Genomic DNA, 17,594 nt, shown 5'->3' with positions numbered 1-17,594 from the left:
ATCGGCTGTTAGTTTTTAAAGATCGGTCCGCCTCACGTCGCGCTGCCCACCATCACCCACCCGGCACCGCTTCGTTCTGCGTCGCTGCATCAGCAGCAGAGAAACGAGATTATGAAGAACTTCCGCCGCAACGTCAACAGGTTTTTGCTACCAACCGAACCTGCCGCCACCGCTGGAAGCCTTGCCACTGCTGGCTTTCCCGCTTCCCGTGCTCCGCTGTCCGGAGCACGAAAGAGCGAGATTCTAGCGAGCCGCCCAGCGCCTTGCAAGCGTTATTTTGACAAGCGTATTAACGGTGCTTGAAAACCGGTTTGCGCTTCTCCACAAACGCCGCCATACCCTCCTTTTGATCGTCCGTAGCGAAGAGCGAATGGAAGAGCCGACGCTCGAAATGCACGCCTTCTGCAAGCGTCGTTTCGTACGCTCGATTGACCGACTCCTTCACCATCATGACCGCCGGCAGCGGAAACTCGGCGATCGTCGCGGCGGCGGCGATTGACTCGTCTATCAAAGAAGCAGCGGGAATAACACGCGACACCAACCCGGTGCGCTCTGCTTCTGCGGCGTCCATAAAGCGCGCCGTCAGGCACAGGTCCATTGCCTTGGCCTTGGACACCGCACGCGGCAGGCGCTGCGTGCCGCCGGCGCCCGGCATGATGCCGAGCTTGATTTCCGGCTGGCCGAACTTCGCAGTGTCGGCGGCGAAAATCATGTCGCACATCATCGCCAGCTCGCAACCTCCGCCTAGCGCGAAGCCCGCCACCGCTGCAATGATCGGCTTACGAATGGAACGAACCGTCTCCCAGTTGCGCGTGATGTAGTCGCCTTTGTATACGTCCATGTAGGTATAGGTCGACATCATGCCGATGTCGGCGCCCGCGGCAAACGCTTTCTCGCTGCCCGTCACCACAATGGCGCCAATGCCGTCGTCGGCGTCGAACTCGCGCAGCACCGCCCCTAGTTCGTCCATCAAAGCGTCGTTTAGAGCGTTCAGCGCCTTCGGACGATTCAACGTGACGAGGCCGACTCGCCCCCGCGTTTCAACCAGAATGTTCTCGTAAACCATGCCGCCTCCTAATGATTAATCGAGCGCGAAAAACGCTTCGCGCGGCCGTCTCAATAATGCTAACATTCCCCAACCAACCGGTCGGTCAATTATTCGACAGGCTTTCCCAACGCACAGCCAAGCCCTCTCTGCCATGACATATCCGTTATTCACCAAGCACGAAGACACGCTGCAAAAAGCGCTCGCCGCGGTCGAGACGCGCGGCTATTGGAGCCCGTTCGTCGAAATGCCCAGTCCGAAAGTGTACGGGGAAACAGCTAACGCGGACGGCGAAGCGGCCTTCAGAGCGCATCTCAATAACACCTTCGAGTTGGACCAACCGTCGACGGGAGAAACCGTCGGCGTCGAGGTATCGCCATTCGGGTTTCCGCTAGGCATTCGTTACCCTAAATCAGACCCCGACGCACTGCTAGCGGCCGCTGCGACCGCGCAACGCGACTGGCGCGCCGCAGGCCCGAAAGCCTGGATTGGCGTATCGCTCGAAATCCTCACGCGGTTGAATCGCGCCAGCTTCGAAATCGGCTATAGCGTGATGCACACAACCGGCCAGGCCTTCATGATGGCCTTTCAGGCTGGCGGCCCGCACGCGCAGGACCGGGCGCTCGAAGCCGCGGTGTACGCGTGGGACCAATTGCGCCGCATCCCCGCCGACGCCCACTGGGAAAAACCGCAAGGCAAGAATCCGCCGCTCGCCATGCATAAGCGCTACACGATCGTGCCGCGGGGCACTGGCCTCGTCCTCGGATGCTGCACGTTTCCGACGTGGAACGGCTATCCGGGCCTCTTCGCCGATCTCGCGACTGGCAATGCAGTGATCGTCAAACCGCATCCCGGCGCGATTCTTCCCCTCGCGCTAACCGTACGAATTGCGCGCGACGTTCTCCGCGAAGCCGGTTTCGATCCTGATGTCGTCACACTACTGGCAACTCAACCGAACGACGGCGCTATCGTCCAGAGCCTTGCCGTGCGCCCGGAAATCAAGCTGATCGACTTTACGGGCAGCACGCAAAACGGCACGTGGCTCGAACGCAATGCCCACCAGGCGCAGGTCTACACCGAGAAAGCCGGTGTTAACCAGATCGTGATCGATTCGGCCGACGACATGAAAGCCGTCGCTCGCAACATCGCCTTCTCACTCGCGCTCTACTCCGGCCAGATGTGCACCGCGCCCCAAAACATCTATGTTCCGCGCGGCGGCATCCGTACCGCGGACGGCACACTCACGTTCGACGAAGTCGCGCAGGCCATCGCCGGCGCCGTGCAGAAACTCGTGGCCGACCCGGCCCGTGCCGTCGAACTGCTCGGCGCCATTCAAAACGAAGGCGTCACCCAGCGTATTGACGAAGCCACCGGGCTCGGCCGCGTACTCGTAGAAAGCCAGGCGCTCGAGCATCCTGCTTTCGCCGGTGCCCGCGTGCGCACTCCACTTGTTCTCCAGCTCGACGCCGCAACCGATCGCGAGCAGTTCACCAAAGAATGGTTCGGCCCGATCTCGTTCGTTATCGCGACCGACTCGACCGCTCACTCGCTCGGTCTCGCCGGCGCTATCGCAGCCGAGCATGGCGCACTCACGCTGTCGGTATACAGCACGGACGAAGCCGTGCTCGAACAGGCGCACGAGGCGTCGATCCGCGGCGGCGTCGCGCTATCGATCAACCTGACGGGCGGCGTATTCGTCAACCAGTCCGCTGCGTTCTCCGACTTCCACGGCACAGGCGCAAATCCGGCTGCAAACGCCGCGCTCGCCGATGCGGCCTTTGTCGCCAATCGCTTCCGCGTAGTTCAAAGCCGCGTTCATGTTGAACCGAAAGCGGTGCCCGCGGTAGCTGGCTGAACGGCATAAGACCAAAGCACGCCTTTCGTCCTATGCCGTTTGGCCGAATGGACCACGCCGTGCGCGCCAACTAACATGAGACATCGGATCGGCTTGCGCGCTGATCCGCCTCCGCAGGAAACGATATGAACGACGCCTTTATCTGCGACGCGATTCGCACTCCCATTGGCCGCTACGGCGGCGCCCTGAAAGACATCCGGGCCGACGACCTCGGCGCCGTACCGATCAAGGCATTGATCGAGCGTAATCCCGGCGTGGACTGGCGTGCCGTGGACGACGTGATCTACGGCTGCGCCAATCAGGCGGGCGAGGACAATCGTAACGTCGCTCGCATGTCGGCGCTGCTCGCGGGACTGCCTGAAAACGCACCGGGCGCGACGATCAACCGGCTGTGCGGCTCGGGCATGGACGCCGTCGGGACGGCCGCGCGCGCCATCAAGGCAGGCGAAGCGCGGCTGATGATCGCCGGCGGAGTGGAAAGCATGACTCGCGCGCCGTTCGTCATGGGCAAGGCCGCAAGCGCTTTCTCGCGGCAGGCGGACATCTACGATACGACGATTGGCTGGCGCTTCGTCAATCCACTAATGAAACGCCAGTACGGCGTCGATTCAATGCCTGAGACCGCAGAGAACGTGGCTCTCGAGTTTGGGATCAGCCGCGCCGATCAGGACGCATTCGCGTTGGCCAGCCAGCAAAAGGCAGCGCGCGCGCAGCGCGACGGCACACTGGCGCAAGAGATCGTCGGCGTGGAAATCGCACAGAAAAAGGGCGATCCGATTCGCGTGACGCTCGACGAGCATCCGCGTGAAACTTCGCTCGAAAGCCTGGCCCGGCTCAAAGGCGTCGTCCGTCCTGACGGCAGTGTGACTGCTGGCAATGCATCGGGCGTGAACGATGGCGCCTGCGCGCTTCTTATCGCCAATCAGCAGGCGGCCGATCAATATGGTCTGCGCCGCCGTGCACGTGTGGTGGGTATGGCAACGGCGGGCGTCGAGCCGCGCATCATGGGCATTGGCCCAGCACCTGCCACCCAAAAACTGCTCAAGCAGCTCGGCATGACGCTCGAACAGTTCGACGTGATCGAGTTAAACGAGGCATTCGCGTCGCAAGGTCTTGCGGTTCTGCGCACGCTAGGCCTGCGCGACGACGACCCGCGCGTCAATCCGAACGGCGGAGCAATTGCACTCGGCCATCCACTCGGCGCATCGGGCGCGCGCCTTGTCACGACCGCGCTCTACCAGCTCGAACGTAGCGGCGGGCGGTTCGCGCTTTGCACGATGTGCATCGGCGTAGGTCAAGGCATCGCGCTCGTAATCGAACGGCTCTGACCTCGGCCACATGCGCTGCAGTCCCCCGAAAGAGACTTTGAGGAGACACCCAATGTCATATGAAGCGATCCGCCTCGACATCGACGCATCGAACCGCGTAGCGACCATCACGCTGAACCGCCCGGAGAAGCTGAACAGCTTCACGCGCGCGATGCACCAGGAGTTGAACGCAGCACTCAGCGACGTTGAAACGTCTGGCGCCCGCGCTCTCGTTCTGACCGGCTCGGGCCGCGGATTCTGTGCAGGACAAGACCTCGCCGACCTCGACTTCACCCCCGGCGCGATGACGGATCTCGGCGAATTGATCGACGTGCATTTCAACCCGTTGATCCGCCGGCTGCAAGCATTACCGTTGCCCGTAATAGCAGCAGTCAACGGTACGGCCGCGGGTGCTGGCGCAAACCTGGCGCTCGCTTGCGACATCGTGCTCGCGGCCCGTTCGGCCAGCTTTATCCAGGCTTTCGTGAAGATCGGGCTCGTACCGGATTCGGGCGGCACGTGGTTCTTGCCGCAGCGCGTCGGCATGGCGCGCGCATTGGGACTCGCCATCACCGGCGACAAACTCGGCGCAGAGAAGGCCGAAAGCTGGGGGCTCATCTGGCAAGCGGTCGACGATCAGGAACTCGCGGCAACGTCCGCCAGACTGGCGGCACAACTCGCGCAGCAACCTACGCGCGCCATCGCTGCGATCAAGCAGGCCATACGCGCGGGCGTAACTCAAACCCTCGATCAGCAACTCGATCTCGAACGCGATCTGCAACGCGAACTGGGCGCGTCGCACGACTATGCAGAAGGCGTTCAAGCCTTTGTGGAAAAGCGCGCGCCGCGCTTTGAGGGCCGCTGATATGTCGACGCAACCTCTCTATTCCGCCGAAATGACACCCGACGAACTCGCCCGCGCAACCGCCGCGGCCATGTATGAAAACGACGCGTGCAGCCGCGCGCTCGGGCTCGAAATCATGGAAGTGCGGGCCGGCTACGCGCGTTTGCGGATGACCGTGCGAGACGACTTCCTGAACGGTCATCAGATTTGCCACGGCGGCCTGATATTTACGCTCGCTGATTCGACTTTTGCGTTCGCTTGCAACTCATACAACCTGAACACCGTGGCGTCGGGCTGCTCGATTGAATTCCTGCGCCCGGTGCATGGCGGCGACGTGCTCATCGCAGAAGCCGTCGAACAGGCATTGAGCGGCCGCACCGGCATCTACGATATCCGCGTCACCAATCGCACCGGAGACACCGTCGCGATGTTTCGCGGCAAATCGGCACAAATCAAGGGCAACGTGATTCCGCCAACAGCGTCTCGTGGAGGACCAGAGTAAGACGCTGGAGCATGAACAAGGGCAGATAGAAAGGCGGCAAGCGCTTCACGCGAGAGTCGCAGTCCATAGGACTGTTGAGCGGTGACGCGCACAACCGATCCACCGCATCGCGGCAGCCCGCAGACGCAACGCCGTCGTCTGAAATTTTCCGCATGAGCGCAACGCATACCAGACCCAAGCATTGAAGCAGCAAGGAGACATTCGATGACCACCGCCCTTCCGCTCGATCCTATCGAGACCGCCAGCCGCGACGAGCTTTGCGCGCTTCAACTTGAACGGCTCAAATGGTCGCTGAATCACGCTTACGAAAACTCGCCGGTCTATCGTCGCAAGTTCGATGAAGCCGGTATTCATCCGAGCGAACTGACTACGCTTGCGGACCTCGCGCGCTTCCCGTTCACGACGAAAAAGGATTTGCGTGACAGCTATCCGTTCGGAATGTTCGCCGTGCCGCAAGACCGGATCTCACGCATTCACGCTTCGTCGGGTACGACGGGCAAGCCAACCGTCGTGGGCTACACCGCTCGCGATATCGACACGTGGGCGAATCTGGTCGCGCGTTCGATCCGCGCCGCAGGCGCCAAACCCGGCGACAAGGTTCATGTGAGCTACGGTTACGGTCTGTTCACGGGCGGCCTCGGCGCGCACTACGGCGCGGAGCGCGCGGGCCTCACCGTCATTCCGTTTGGCGGCGGTCAGACGGAAAAGCAGGTACAACTGATACAGGATTTTCGGCCCGACATCATCATGGTGACGCCGAGCTACATGCTCTCGATCGCCGACGAACTCGAACGCCAGGGCGTCGATCCGGTCAATTGCTCGCTGCGCATCGGCATCTTCGGCGCGGAGCCGTGGACGAACGACATGCGCCACGCAATCGAGAAGCGCATGGGCATCGACGCCGTCGACATCTACGGTTTGTCTGAGGTAATGGGGCCCGGCGTGGCGTCCGAATGCGTCGAGACGAAAGACGGTCCGACCATCTGGGAAGACCATTTCTACCCCGAGATCATCGATCCGGAAACGGGCGAAGTTCTTCCAGACGGCGAACTGGGCGAACTGGTGTTCACGTCGTTGACTAAAGAAGCGTTGCCGATCATCCGTTACCGGACGCGCGACCTGACACGTCTTTTGCCGGGCAGCGCCCGCACCATGCGCCGCATGGAAAAAATCACCGGGCGCTCGGACGACATGATGATCGTGCGCGGCGTCAACGTGTTCCCCACACAGATCGAAGAACTGCTGCTAAGGCAGCACGCTCTTGCGCCCCACTATCAGATCGTACTAACGAGGGAAGGCCCACTCGACGTAATGACGCTGAACGTCGAGCCTTGTCCGGAAACGGCGCCCGATACTGCGGCGTTGAACACGGCCAGGCACGCGCTCGCCTATGACATCAAAGCGTTAATCGGCGTGAGCGCCGTCGTGAACGTGTTGGCGGTGAATGGAATTGAACGGTCGGTGGGCAAGGCACGTCGGGTAGTCGACAAGCGTAAGTCGGGGCTATGAGTCGAGGCGAGGGTGCCCCAAAGCGTTGCGGTGGTGACAGTGGTAAATGACAGTGGTAAGCGACCGCAATAACAGCGGCGGTCAGCCGGACCGCCGCACAACCGCTATCTCCGCGCCCGCGCGCCCCGCAGTTCGCCTCAGGAATTCGGCAGCAGCAACCACATCCGGCCGCCCTGCTTCATCTTGCCGGCGAGATCTCCTGCGTCGTCGCCGAGACCCCAGAAGTAGTCAGCACGCACTCCACCCTTGATTGCCGAGCCCGTGTCTTGTGCAAACACGAGACGGTTCATCGGCGAGTTCGTCAGCGGGCGTGTGGTCTGCAAAAACACCGGAGTGCCGAGAGGAATCGACGTGGGATCGACGGCGATCGAGCGCTCCGGTGTCAACGGCACGCCCAAAGCACCGATAGGACCGTCGGCGCCCCCTTTGGGGATGCTGTCACCTGACGGCATCTCGCGGAAAAACACGAAGCGCGGGTTCGTATCGAGCAGCGCATCCACGCGGTTTGGGTTTGCGCGCGCCCATGCCTTGATGCCTTGCATGGTCGCCTGTGCGGGGGTGAGTTCGCCGCGATCCAGCAGCCACCGCCCGATGGACTTATACGGCTGGTTGTTGGTGCCACCAAAACCGAGGCGCATTACGCTGCCGTCTTCCATCACGATGCGCCCGGAGCCCTGCACTTGCAGGAAAAACGCTTCGATCGGGTCGTCCACCCAGACAAGTTCGTTGCCGTTGAGCACGCCCATGCGTTCAAGCTGCGCCCGCGACGGCAGCGCCGCGCCAGGACGATACGCAGAGGGCCAACGATACAACGCCGTTTGATACACGCCGTGACGTGTGCGCGAGCCGCGCAGCAACGGCTCGTAGTAACCGGTGACGAGTCCGTCGAGCGTGCCGTCGTTGTTCGCTAGCTGAAAAGGTGTGAAGTACGCTTCAAAAAAAGCGCGGGCGCTCGTGACGTCCAGATCGTCGAGTTGCGCCGCCGCCGCGCAAGCTCGCGCCCAGTTCGGTTGACGCGCAAGCCTCACACAGTTCTGCCGCAAAGCGGCTGTTGCGCCGATCAGTGAATCGTCCTGCCAGCCGGGAACCTGTTGCCACGCCACCGCTGTGAGCCGCGTCGCGGCGATCTGGCCAGGAATGATCGCGGCGCCCGTGGGCGGCGAAACCACTGGCCGAACCGCGCCGCCGCCACCGCACGCGGCCAGTATCGCCGCAACCGAAAGCGCGCCGAGCCAAGCTCCGGTCGCGCGGACAAAACGCCTACAATGTTCGTTCTTGATGGAAACCGCCATGTCTGATCTGTTCGACGAATACCCAATGCTCATCTTCGCGCTGGAATCGCTTCTCGCGCTGTTCCTGCTCGTGTTCATCGTCGTCTGGACGTCGTCCGGTAAAAAGAAAGCAGCGCGCGCCGACAGCAACGAAACACGGAAACCGCAAAAACCGCACTGACGCTGCGCCGATTCACGCATTCCACGGCGCGCATTGAATCGTTAAAGACCGTGCAGCGCGCTCACGGTTCAATGCAACGTACGCGGCATGCGCAGAATGAACTCCGGCACTGGCGCATCGAAGCGCTCGCCGTCCTCGGCCACGCAGAAGTACTCGCCCCGCATTGTGCCGACCGGCGTGGCAATGACCGCCCAACTCGTATATTCGAACTGCTCGCCAGGCTTGAGCAGCGGCTGGTGCCCCACCACGCCCAAACCCTTCACCTCCTGCACGGTCTTGTCGCTATCGGTGATCACCCAATGCCGCGCGATCAATTGCGCGGGCACCTGACCGGTGTTGCGGATGGTCAGCGTATAGGCGAACGCATACTGGCGGCGCTCCGGGTCCGACTCTTCGGGCAGAAATTGCACCTGCGCCGACACCCTGAATTCGTACTGGCTCATCCTGATTCCAATCTGGTGACACGGGGGTGCGACATAATCGCTGGAAAGCCCGAGCGCCAACGGCTTAAGAGGCCATTGACGACACAGCGCCTTGGTTTGGCATTCTGCGTCATGCGCGACACGCCCGCAACCGGCCATAACCTTTGGCCAGGGACGCTTAAGGCGTTGGGGCGTCTTGGCGGTTCGAACCGGAAGCTGCGGGGAGCATCGGCCAGCCGCCCGCCAGCCGCTTGCCGCGCGCGCGACACAAAACGGTAAAATGGCGCTTTCCCGCTTGCATTCGTCCGCCGCCATGACGCAATTCCGCATCGCCCCCAGCATTCTGTCCGCCGACTTTGCCCGCCTCGGCGAAGAAGTGCGCAACGTCGTCGCCGCCGGCGCCGACTGGATCCATTTCGACGTGATGGACAACCACTACGTGCCGAACCTGACCATCGGCCCGCTTGTGTGCGAGGCCATTCGTCCGCATGTGGACGTGCCTATCGACGTGCATCTGATGGTGCGCCCCGTCGACCGCATCGTGCCGGATTTCGCAAAGGCGGGCGCGAATCTGATCAGTTTTCATCCGGAAGGCTCGGATCACATCGACCGCACGCTGTCGCTGATTCGCGATCACGGCTGCAAGGCCGGCCTCGTGTTCAATCCGGCCACGTCGCTGAATTACCTCGATCATGTAATGGACAAGCTCGACCTCGTGCTGATCATGTCGGTGAATCCCGGCTTTGGCGGCCAGTCGTTCATTCCCGAAGCGCTTAACAAGCTGCGCGAAGCGCGTAAGCGGATCGACGCGTACAAGGAGCGGACCGGCCGCGAGATTCATCTGGAAGTAGACGGCGGCGTGAAAGTGGACAACATCGCCGAAATCGCCGCGGCCGGCGCGGACACCTTCGTGGCGGGCTCGGCCATCTTCGGCCAGCCGGATCACAAGGTCGTGATCGACAAGATGCGCGCAGCGCTCGCCAACATTCAGCACTAATCCCGCCCGCCAGATGACCGCTTCGTTTCCTGCCCCGACTTTCACCGGCCCGCGCCTGCAAGCCGCGATCATCGACCTGGACGGCACGATGATCGATACCGCCGACGACTTCACCGCCGGCCTGAACGGCATGCTCGCGCAACTCGACGCAGTGGAAACGTCACGTGAAGAAGTGGTCGGCTATGTCGGCAAAGGCTCGGAGCATCTGATTCGCAGCGTGCTCGCGCCGCGCTTCGAAACGGAACATGCGCAAGATCGTTTCGACGAAGCGCTCGCCATCTATCAGGCCGAGTACGCAAAAATCAACGGCCGGCACACGCGCCTTTATCCGGATGTCGAAGCCGGACTCGCCGCGATGCGCGACGCCGGTCTGAAGCTCGCGTGCGTGACCAACAAGCCGCATCGCTTCGCGGTCGAACTGCTTGAACAATACGGGCTCGCGCAACATTTCAGCGTCGTGCTCGGCGGCGACAGTCTGCCGAAAAAGAAACCAGATCCGCTGCCCATGCTCACGGCCGCGGCGCAACTGGGCGTCGAAGCGCGCGCCACGGTCGCCATCGGCGATTCGGAAAACGACGCGCTGGCGGGCCGCGCGGCGGGGATGTCGACGCTGACCGTGCCCTACGGCTACAACCACGGCCAAGCTATACAAACAATAAAATCCGATGGTATAGTTGCCTCGCTGCTGGACGCCGCCAAGGCGATCGCAGCGCACCAATCCACGACTTGAAAAGTCCCTCGTCCTCATGTTTCTGAATAAAAAACGGAGTCTGATTAGCATCGACCGGGGAGCCTGGCCCTGGCGTCGCTGGTCGCGCTAACCTCGCTTGAGGTACGCTGAAGCTTGGCTTCGGCAACCGTTTTTTACTTCGCTGCGCTCACGCGTTTTTCCATCGTTCAGTTTCGCTGCACCGGTTGATTCGGCCTGCGTGTACTTGCAAAGTACGACCGCGCGCCGGCACTCCGTGCTTGCGTCGATGGGAAAATCGCGCCGGTTAGTTCATCATCGAAAAACTCGAACGAACGGCTGACCGGCCGCGCAATGCCCCGCTTTGTCCGACGCACGCTGCCGCCGGACCTACGTACAGGATCGGAACATGACCGAACTCGAATTCCAGTCCCTCGCCAACGAGGGCTTCAACCGTATTCCGCTGATCGCCGAGGCGCTCGCCGACCTCGAAACGCCGCTCTCGCTGTACCTGAAGCTCGCGCAAACCGAGCGCAACGGCGCCAACTCGTTCCTGCTGGAGTCGGTGGTGGGCGGCGAGCGCTTTGGCCGCTATTCGTTCATCGGACTGCCGGCCCGCACCCTGCTGCGCACGCGTAATGGTGTCTCCGAAGTGGTGCGCGACGGCAAGGTTGTCGAGACGCACGAGGGCGATCCGCTCGAGTTCATCCAGCAATTCCAGGGGCGTTTCAAGGTCGCGCAACGTCCGGGCTTGCCGCGTTTCGCCGGCGGCCTTGCCGGTTATTTCGGCTACGACGCGGTGCGCTACATCGAGAAAAAGCTCGCGCACACCGCGCCGAAAGACGATCTGAATTTGCCGGACATCCAGTTGCTGCTCACAGAGGAAGTCGCGGTGATCGACAACCTCGCGGGCAAGCTGTACCTCGTGATCTACGCCGATCCGACGCAGCCGGAGGCGTACGCGAAGGCGAAGCAGCGCCTGCGCGAACTGCGTCAGCGTTTGCGCGCAACGGTCGAGCCGCCGGTCACATCGGCGAGCGTGCGCACCGAGACCTACCGCGAGTTTGCAAAAGACGATTATCTGGCCGCCGTGCGCAAGGCGAAGGAATATATCGCCGCGGGCGAACTGATGCAGGTGCAGGTCGGCCAACGTCTGACGAAGCCGTACCGCGACAATCCGCTGTCGCTGTATCGCGCGCTGCGTTCGCTGAATCCGTCGCCGTATATGTATTACTACAACTTCGGCGAATTCCACGTGGTCGGCGCATCGCCGGAAATTCTCGTGCGGCAGGAAAAACGCGCTGAAGATCGCATCGTCACGATTCGTCCGCTTGCCGGCACGCGTCCGCGCGGCAATACGCCCGAACGCGACGCCGAACTCGCGACCGAACTGCTGAACGACCCGAAGGAAGTCGCGGAACACGTGATGCTGATCGACCTAGCGCGCAACGACGTGGGCCGCATCGCACAGATCGGCTCGGTGGTCGTCACCGACAAGATGGTGATCGAAAAATACTCGCACGTGCAGCACATCGTGAGTTCGGTGGAAGGCAAGCTCAAACCCGGCACGACCAATTTCGACGTGCTGCGCGCCACCTTTCCGGCGGGCACGCTGTCGGGCGCGCCGAAGGTCCGTGCGATGGAACTGATCGACGAGCTCGAACCCGTGAAGCGCGGCCTGTACGGCGGTGCGGTCGGCTATCTGTCGTTCACCGGCGAAATGGATCTGGCGATCACGATCCGCACCGGCGTGATCGCGAACGGCAATCTGTATGTGCAGGCGGCGGCGGGTGTCGTCGCGGATTCGGTGCCGGAATCCGAATGGCAAGAGACCGAGAACAAGGCGCGCGCGGTGTTGCGTGCAGCCGAGCAGGTTCAAGACGGCCTCGATAGCGACTTCTGACCGGAGACACACCATGCTGCTCATGATCGACAACTACGACTCGTTCACCTACAACCTGGTGCAGTACTTCGGCGAACTCGGCGAAGACGTGCGCACCTATCGGAACGACGAAATCACGCTCGACGAAATCGCAAAGCTCAACCCCGAGCGCATCTGCCTGTCGCCCGGCCCCAGCAATCCTCAACACGCCGGCATCACGCTCGACGTGCTGCGCGAATTCGCCGGCAAGACGCCGATTCTCGGCGTGTGCCTGGGTCATCAGGCGATTGGTGAAGCGTTCGGCGGCCGCGTCGTGCGCGCGCAAACCATCATGCACGGCAAGGTGAGCACGATCGAAACCGATTGCAAAGGCGTATTCGCGGACCTGCCGAAACATTTTGTCGTGACGCGCTACCACTCGCTCGCCATCGAACGCGAATCGCTGCCGGATTGCCTGGAAGTGTCCGCATGGACCGAAGACGGCGAAATCATGGGCGTGCGTCATAAAGAACTGGCCGTGGAAGGCGTGCAGTTCCATCCGGAATCGATTCTTTCGGAACACGGCCACGCGCTGCTCGAAAACTTCGTGAAGCAGTCGAAAGCGAAGACGGCCCAACGCACAGCCTGATGAAGCGAGACAACGTCATGACAATCACGCCCCACGAAGCGCTGCAACGGACCATCGAGCACCGCGAGATTTTCCACGATGAAATGCTGCATCTTATGCGGCTCATCATGCGCGGCGAACTCTCGCCGGTGATGTCGGCCGCGATCATTACAGGCTTGCGCGTCAAAAAAGAGACCATCGGCGAGATCACCGCCGCCGCCACGGTGATGCGTGAATTTGCCCGGCACGTCGAAGTGCAGGACAACTCGAACTTCGTCGATATCGTCGGCACTGGCGGCGATGGTTCGCATACCTTCAATATTTCCACGGCGACCATGTTCGTGTCGGCTGCAGCCGGCGCGAAAGTCGCGAAGCACGGCAATCGCGGCGTGTCGAGCAAGTCGGGCAGCGCGGACGTGCTCGAAGCGCTCGGCGTGAATATCGACTTGCAGCCGGAACAAGTCGCGGCGTCGATTGCCGAAACCGGCATGGGTTTCATGTTTGCGCCCAATCATCATCCGGCGATGAAAAACATCGCGCCGGTGCGTCGCGAACTTGGCGTGCGAACCATCTTCAACATTCTCGGACCGTTGACGAACCCCGCCGGCGCGCCCAATCAACTGATGGGCGTGTTCCACGCGGACCTGGTCGGCATTCAGGTGCGCGTGATGCAGCGCCTCGGCGCAAAGCATGTGCTCGTGGTGTACGGCATGGACGGCATGGATGAGGTCTCGCTTGGCGCGGCCACGCAAGTCGGCGAACTGCGCGACGGCCAGGTTCACGAGTACGAGATTCATCCGGAAGACTTCGGCATGCAGATGGTGTCGAACCGCACGCTGAAAGTGGCGAACGCCGTGGAGTCGAAGGCCATGCTGCTCGAAGCGCTCGACAACAAGCCGGGCGTCGCGCGCGAAATCGTCACGCTGAACGCCGGCACGGCGTTGTACTCGGCGAACGTCGCGTCGTCGATTGCCGACGGCATTCAGCTTGCACGCGAAGCGATCGCCAGCGGCAAGGCTCGTGCGAAAGTCGACGAGCTCATTCGCTTCACGCAGCAATTCAAGCAGTGATCAGGAAGCAATTCAACGTAGCGAGACATTTATGAGCGACATCCTCGACCGTATCATCGCGGTCAAACGCGAAGAAGTCCGCGCCGCCGAGCAGAGCGCACCGCTCGAAGAGTTGCGGCTCGAAGCGTCATCGCGCGACATTCGCGATTTCGTCGGCGCGTTGCGCGCCAAGCATGCGGCGGGTCTCGCCGCGGTGATCGCGGAAGTGAAGAAGGCGAGCCCATCCAAAGGCGTGCTGCGCGAAAACTTCGTTCCGGCGCAAATCGCGCGTTCGTATGAAACACACGGCGCTGCGTGTCTGTCCGTGCTGACCGACGTTCAGTTTTTTCAGGGCAGCGTCGCGTATCTGGAGCAGGCTCGCGCCGCGTGCAAGCTGCCGGTGCTGCGCAAGGACTTTATCGTCGATCCGTACCAGATCGTCGAAGCTCGCGCGATGGGCGCCGACGCAATCCTGCTAATCGCCGCCGCGCTTGAAACTTCGCAGATGCAGGACCTCGAAGCGCTCGCGCATTCGCTCGGCCTCGCGGTGCTCGTCGAAGTGCACGACAGCGAAGAACTGATGCAGGCGCTCACGCTCAAAACGCCGCTGATCGGCATCAACAACCGGAATCTGCGCACGTTCGAAACGTCGATCGAAACGACCATCGGCATGCTCGAATCGATTCCCGACGAGCGCATCGTCGTGACCGAATCGGGCATCCTGTCGCGCGCCGATGTGGAACGGCTGCGCGCAATGGACGTGAACACGTTCCTCGTCGGCGAAGCGTTCATGCGCGCCGACGAACCGGGCGTGGAGCTTGCTCGCATGTTTTTTCCTGGCGCGGCGTGAAGTTACCGCGTCGCACGTAGCGGAGCACATCATGGGCATGGAGCGCGAGATCAAGTTGTTGCTGCCCGCTGCGCAGGTCGCGGCGGCCGTGCGGTGGTTCGTTGCGCGCACCGGCAACGAGGGGCGCGCGATCAAACTGTCGAACATTTACTTCGATACGCCGCAGCTTACGCTGGCAGCGTCGAAGAGCGCGCTGCGCTTGCGTCATACACCCGACGGCTGGCTGCAAACGTTTAAGACCGTTGGCAGTGCGACCAATGGTTTGCATAGTCGTCACGAATGGGAAATGTCCGTCGCGGGAGAGGCGCTCGAGATCGACGCATTGCTGCGCGAGTGCGACGAGCCCACTGCCGCGCAAGCTCTGCGTGAAGCGGCGCCGCGATTGATCGAACTGTTTCGCACGGATTTCACGCGCACGCTGTGGCATGTGAGCGTCGACGGGTCGGAGGTCGAAGCCGCAATAGACCAGGGCAACGTACTCGCCGAAGTGAACGGCGAACTGCGCCGCGCGCCTATCTCGGAGATCGAGCTCGAACTGAAGTCGGGCGACGAAGCCGCGCTGCACACGCTCTCGACCGAACTCGGCAAGCAGGTCGCCGGCCTTGCGCCCGAGAACATCAGCAAAGCGCAGCGTGGATATCAATTGCGAGCGGGCTGATGGCGCGCGGCATGCGAGCGCCTGGTGCGTATGCGCCGCGACCTCAGCTTGAGTCGCACTGCGTTTGCTGCGACACTTCTGCGCCATGACTACCGCACCCCGTACGCGCTTAGCGCCATCCCAGGCATCGTTATTCGGCGACGACGCCGCACCGGCTGGCGCCGCGTCCGCCGAGCCACAATCGCAACAGCGTGCCGCCGGAACGCCGCTCACGCTCGAAGCGCAGTTCGCCGCGTTGCCGGCTGCGTGGCGCGTGCACTTGAAGCCTTTCATCGAAAGCGACGCATATGCGCCGCTCTGCCGTTTTGTCGACGGTGAGCGCGCGGCCGGCAAAACCGTTTATCCCACCGACGTGTTTCGCGCGCTGCGGCTCACGAGTCCCGACGACGTGAAAGTGGTCATTCTCGGCCAGGACCCGTATCACGGCGAAGACCGCGGCACGCCGCAAGCTCACGGGCTCGCGTTTTCGGTCGCGCCGAATGTGCGCACGCCGCCGTCGCTGCGCAACATCTTCAAGGAAATCGCGGCGAGTCTCGGACACGAGCCGCCGCGGCACGGCTGCCTCGACACATGGGCGAAGCAAGGCGTGCTGCTGCTGAATACCGTGCTAACCGTCGAGCGGAACTCGGCGGCCAGTCACGCGAAGCGGGGTTGGGAAAAATGCACGGACACGCTGATCCACGAACTGGCGATGCGCCACGACGGCCTCGTGTTCATGCTGTGGGGCGCGCATGCGCAGGCGAAGCGCGCGCTGCTCGGCGGCAAGTCGCATTACGTGCTGGAGGCGCCGCATCCGTCGCCGTTGTCGGCACATCGCGGCTTTCTTGGCTGCGGGCATTTTGCCAAGGCCAACGAGTATCTGGTCAAGCACGGTCGCAAACCGATCGACTGGCGCCTGCCCGACGAAGCGCAAATGTTGGCGTAAGGGTACTTCTAGCCGCGGACGCGACCAGCGCCAGGAGCAAACGCGAAGCGCAAAAAACAAAACGCCACGGAGTCGGATTTCCGTGGCGTTTTCAGTTTTCAGCGCTTGCGATGCTTGCACGCTCGACGCGTCAACGCAGCCAGCACCTCACGCCTCAACGTTGCAAGGCGGGCGCGCCGCGCAAAGCGGCGCAATCGGCCCAGACCGCGAACCTAGGCGACGAGCCTAAGCGACGAATTTAAGCAACGAAGTCAGGCAACAAAGCCTGACAAGCGAGATCAAGCAGCTGCGATGGCTTCGCGCGCGGCGGCCAGTGCGGTGCTGGCAGCGTCCGGGCCCATGTTCAGGCCTTCGGCGTAAATGAAGTTCACATCCGTCATGCCGAGGAAGCCGAGGAAGGTCTTCAGGTACGGCGTCTGGCTGTCGTTCGGCGTACCGGCGTACTTGCCGCCACGTGCGGATAGGACATAGACCTTCTTGCCCGTCACCAGACCTTCCGGACCGTTCGCGGTGTAGCGGAACGTAATGCCGGCGCGCGCGATGAAGTCGAAGTAGGTTTTCAGTTGCGACGATATGCCGAAGTTGTACATCGGCGCGCCGATCACGACGATGTCGGCGGCTTGCAGTTCGGCGATCAGCGCTTCGCTGCGTGCGGCGATTGCCGCCTGCTCGGCGGTGCGCTGGTCAGCCGGCGTGAAGAACGCGCCGAGAACCGCGTCGTCCAGGTGCGGCAGCGGTTCGGCTTGCAAGTTGCGGACGACGACTTGCGCGCCCGGATTCGACTGTTGCAGCTTTGCGGTCAGCTCGTTGACGAGCAGCGTCGAGTTCGCACCTTGCGAGCGGGCTGCCGAGTTGATTTGCAGGATCGTGGTCATGGTTGACTCCAGTAGGGGCGCGCTGTGTTGCGCGAGTGGAGCCATTGTGTTTTTTTACCGACCCCGGAAAAAGCCATCCGGTAGCGACGGATTGTTGCAGTGATAGGACAATCCGCCGCCTCGCAAC

General features: G+C 62.1%; 17 protein-coding genes. 13 read left to right on the top strand and 4 right to left on the bottom strand.

What is annotated here, in order from left to right:
• Window positions 1-289: 289 nt before the first annotated feature.
• The gene (locus F759_RS0114535; RefSeq protein ID WP_027800494.1) at window positions 290-1,066 is read right to left on the bottom strand and encodes an enoyl-CoA hydratase; all 777 of its coding nucleotides are present in this window, start codon (window positions 1,064-1,066) and stop codon (window positions 290-292) included.
• A 133-nt stretch (window positions 1,067-1,199) separates the two neighbouring features.
• Between F759_RS0114535 and paaN the strand changes: the two genes are divergently transcribed.
• The 5 genes from paaN to paaK all read left to right on the top strand — a co-directional run bounded on the left by paaN (window position 1,200) and on the right by paaK (window position 7,062).
• Complete coding sequence (gene paaN / locus F759_RS0114530) at window positions 1,200-2,900, top strand: phenylacetic acid degradation protein PaaN (protein ID WP_027800493.1); 1,701 nt, start codon at window positions 1,200-1,202, stop codon at window positions 2,898-2,900.
• A gap of 125 nt (window positions 2,901-3,025) precedes the next feature.
• Window positions 3,026-4,228, top strand: a complete 1,203-nt coding sequence (gene pcaF / locus F759_RS0114525; RefSeq protein WP_027800492.1) for a 3-oxoadipyl-CoA thiolase — start codon at window positions 3,026-3,028, stop codon at window positions 4,226-4,228.
• 52 nt (window positions 4,229-4,280) lie between these two features.
• Complete coding sequence (paaG, locus tag F759_RS0114520) at window positions 4,281-5,072, top strand: 2-(1,2-epoxy-1,2-dihydrophenyl)acetyl-CoA isomerase PaaG (protein ID WP_027800491.1); 792 nt, start codon at window positions 4,281-4,283, stop codon at window positions 5,070-5,072.
• A 1-nt stretch (window position 5,073) separates the two neighbouring features.
• On the top strand, window positions 5,074-5,553 hold the full coding sequence (paaI, locus tag F759_RS0114515; RefSeq protein ID WP_027800490.1) for a hydroxyphenylacetyl-CoA thioesterase PaaI: 480 nt from the start codon (window positions 5,074-5,076) through the stop codon (window positions 5,551-5,553).
• Between the two features lie 204 nt (window positions 5,554-5,757).
• Window positions 5,758-7,062 (top strand): phenylacetate--CoA ligase PaaK, encoded by a 1,305-nt coding sequence (gene paaK, locus F759_RS0114510; RefSeq protein WP_027800489.1) that lies wholly within the window; start codon window positions 5,758-5,760, stop codon window positions 7,060-7,062.
• 137 nt (window positions 7,063-7,199) lie between these two features.
• Here paaK and mltA read toward each other — a convergent pair whose 3' ends face one another.
• Together mltA and apaG are read right to left on the bottom strand one after the other, a co-directional pair.
• Window positions 7,200-8,432 carry a murein transglycosylase A gene (gene mltA, locus F759_RS0114505; protein WP_036024398.1) on the bottom strand — a complete coding sequence of 411 codons (1,233 nt, stop codon included), beginning with the start codon at window positions 8,430-8,432 and terminating at the stop codon, window positions 7,200-7,202.
• 150 nt (window positions 8,433-8,582) lie between these two features.
• Complete coding sequence (gene apaG / locus F759_RS0114495) at window positions 8,583-8,957, bottom strand: Co2+/Mg2+ efflux protein ApaG (RefSeq protein WP_027800486.1); 375 nt, start codon at window positions 8,955-8,957, stop codon at window positions 8,583-8,585.
• Window positions 8,958-9,249: 292 nt separating this feature from the next.
• Here apaG and rpe point away from each other — a divergent pair, with 292 nt between their 5' ends.
• The 8 genes from rpe to F759_RS0114455 all read left to right on the top strand — a co-directional run bounded on the left by rpe (window position 9,250) and on the right by F759_RS0114455 (window position 16,592).
• Window positions 9,250-9,933 (top strand): ribulose-phosphate 3-epimerase, encoded by a 684-nt coding sequence (gene rpe, locus F759_RS0114490; RefSeq protein WP_013340602.1) that lies wholly within the window; start codon window positions 9,250-9,252, stop codon window positions 9,931-9,933.
• A gap of 13 nt (window positions 9,934-9,946) precedes the next feature.
• Window positions 9,947-10,663, top strand: a complete 717-nt coding sequence (locus F759_RS0114485; protein WP_027800485.1) for a phosphoglycolate phosphatase — start codon at window positions 9,947-9,949, stop codon at window positions 10,661-10,663.
• A 367-nt stretch (window positions 10,664-11,030) separates the two neighbouring features.
• Window positions 11,031-12,524, top strand: a complete 1,494-nt coding sequence (gene trpE / locus F759_RS0114480) for an anthranilate synthase component I (RefSeq protein ID WP_027800484.1) — start codon at window positions 11,031-11,033, stop codon at window positions 12,522-12,524.
• Between the two features lie 13 nt (window positions 12,525-12,537).
• Window positions 12,538-13,131 (top strand): aminodeoxychorismate/anthranilate synthase component II, encoded by a 594-nt coding sequence (locus tag F759_RS0114475; protein ID WP_027800483.1) that lies wholly within the window; start codon window positions 12,538-12,540, stop codon window positions 13,129-13,131.
• A gap of 17 nt (window positions 13,132-13,148) precedes the next feature.
• Entirely contained in the window at window positions 13,149-14,180 is a 1,032-nt protein-coding gene (gene trpD / locus F759_RS0114470) for an anthranilate phosphoribosyltransferase (protein WP_027800482.1), read from the top strand.
• Between the two features lie 31 nt (window positions 14,181-14,211).
• Window positions 14,212-15,009, top strand: a complete 798-nt coding sequence (trpC, locus tag F759_RS0114465; protein ID WP_027800481.1) for an indole-3-glycerol phosphate synthase TrpC — start codon at window positions 14,212-14,214, stop codon at window positions 15,007-15,009.
• Between the two features lie 31 nt (window positions 15,010-15,040).
• The gene (locus F759_RS0114460; RefSeq protein WP_027800480.1) at window positions 15,041-15,667 is read left to right on the top strand and encodes a CYTH domain-containing protein; all 627 of its coding nucleotides are present in this window, start codon (window positions 15,041-15,043) and stop codon (window positions 15,665-15,667) included.
• 85 nt (window positions 15,668-15,752) lie between these two features.
• Window positions 15,753-16,592: a uracil-DNA glycosylase gene (locus F759_RS0114455; protein ID WP_027800479.1), complete on the top strand. Its 840-nt coding sequence runs from the start codon at window positions 15,753-15,755 to the stop codon at window positions 16,590-16,592.
• Window positions 16,593-16,870: 278 nt separating this feature from the next.
• On the opposite strand, the gene F759_RS0114450 is transcribed toward F759_RS0114455, so the two are convergent.
• Window positions 16,871-17,467 (bottom strand): FMN-dependent NADH-azoreductase, encoded by a 597-nt coding sequence (locus F759_RS0114450; RefSeq protein ID WP_027800478.1) that lies wholly within the window; start codon window positions 17,465-17,467, stop codon window positions 16,871-16,873.
• Window positions 17,468-17,594: the final 127 nt, after the last annotated feature.

The organism is Paraburkholderia dilworthii, from assembly GCF_000472525.1.
GTDB classification, from domain to species: domain Bacteria; phylum Pseudomonadota; class Gammaproteobacteria; order Burkholderiales; family Burkholderiaceae; genus Paraburkholderia; species Paraburkholderia dilworthii.
This window is presented reverse-complemented; position numbering and strand designations above follow the sequence as displayed.

Bases quoted from the DNA above. Each gene is read 5' to 3' on its own strand.
- apaG (WP_027800486.1), bottom strand. From the start codon at position 8,957: ATGAGCCAGTACGAATTCAGGGTGTCGGCGCAGGTGCAATTTCTGCCC.
- paaN (WP_027800493.1), top strand. From the start codon at position 1,200: ATGACATATCCGTTATTCACCAAGCACGAAGACACGCTGCAAAAAGCG.
- paaG (WP_027800491.1), top strand. From the start codon at position 4,281: ATGTCATATGAAGCGATCCGCCTCGACATCGACGCATCGAACCGCGTA.
- pcaF (WP_027800492.1), top strand. From the start codon at position 3,026: ATGAACGACGCCTTTATCTGCGACGCGATTCGCACTCCCATTGGCCGC.
- F759_RS0114475 (WP_027800483.1), top strand. From the start codon at position 12,538: ATGCTGCTCATGATCGACAACTACGACTCGTTCACCTACAACCTGGTG.
- trpE (WP_027800484.1), top strand. From the start codon at position 11,031: ATGACCGAACTCGAATTCCAGTCCCTCGCCAACGAGGGCTTCAACCGT.
- F759_RS0114455 (WP_027800479.1), top strand. From the start codon at position 15,753: ATGACTACCGCACCCCGTACGCGCTTAGCGCCATCCCAGGCATCGTTA.
- F759_RS0114485 (WP_027800485.1), top strand. From the start codon at position 9,947: ATGACCGCTTCGTTTCCTGCCCCGACTTTCACCGGCCCGCGCCTGCAA.
- F759_RS0114450 (WP_027800478.1), bottom strand. From the start codon at position 17,467: ATGACCACGATCCTGCAAATCAACTCGGCAGCCCGCTCGCAAGGTGCG.
- trpD (WP_027800482.1), top strand. From the start codon at position 13,149: ATGACAATCACGCCCCACGAAGCGCTGCAACGGACCATCGAGCACCGC.
- paaK (WP_027800489.1), top strand. From the start codon at position 5,758: ATGACCACCGCCCTTCCGCTCGATCCTATCGAGACCGCCAGCCGCGAC.
- F759_RS0114460 (WP_027800480.1), top strand. From the start codon at position 15,041: ATGGGCATGGAGCGCGAGATCAAGTTGTTGCTGCCCGCTGCGCAGGTC.
- rpe (WP_013340602.1), top strand. From the start codon at position 9,250: ATGACGCAATTCCGCATCGCCCCCAGCATTCTGTCCGCCGACTTTGCC.
- F759_RS0114535 (WP_027800494.1), bottom strand. From the start codon at position 1,066: ATGGTTTACGAGAACATTCTGGTTGAAACGCGGGGGCGAGTCGGCCTC.
- paaI (WP_027800490.1), top strand. From the start codon at position 5,074: ATGTCGACGCAACCTCTCTATTCCGCCGAAATGACACCCGACGAACTC.
- trpC (WP_027800481.1), top strand. From the start codon at position 14,212: ATGAGCGACATCCTCGACCGTATCATCGCGGTCAAACGCGAAGAAGTC.
- mltA (WP_036024398.1), bottom strand. From the start codon at position 8,432: ATGAACACGAGCAGGAACAGCGCGAGAAGCGATTCCAGCGCGAAGATG.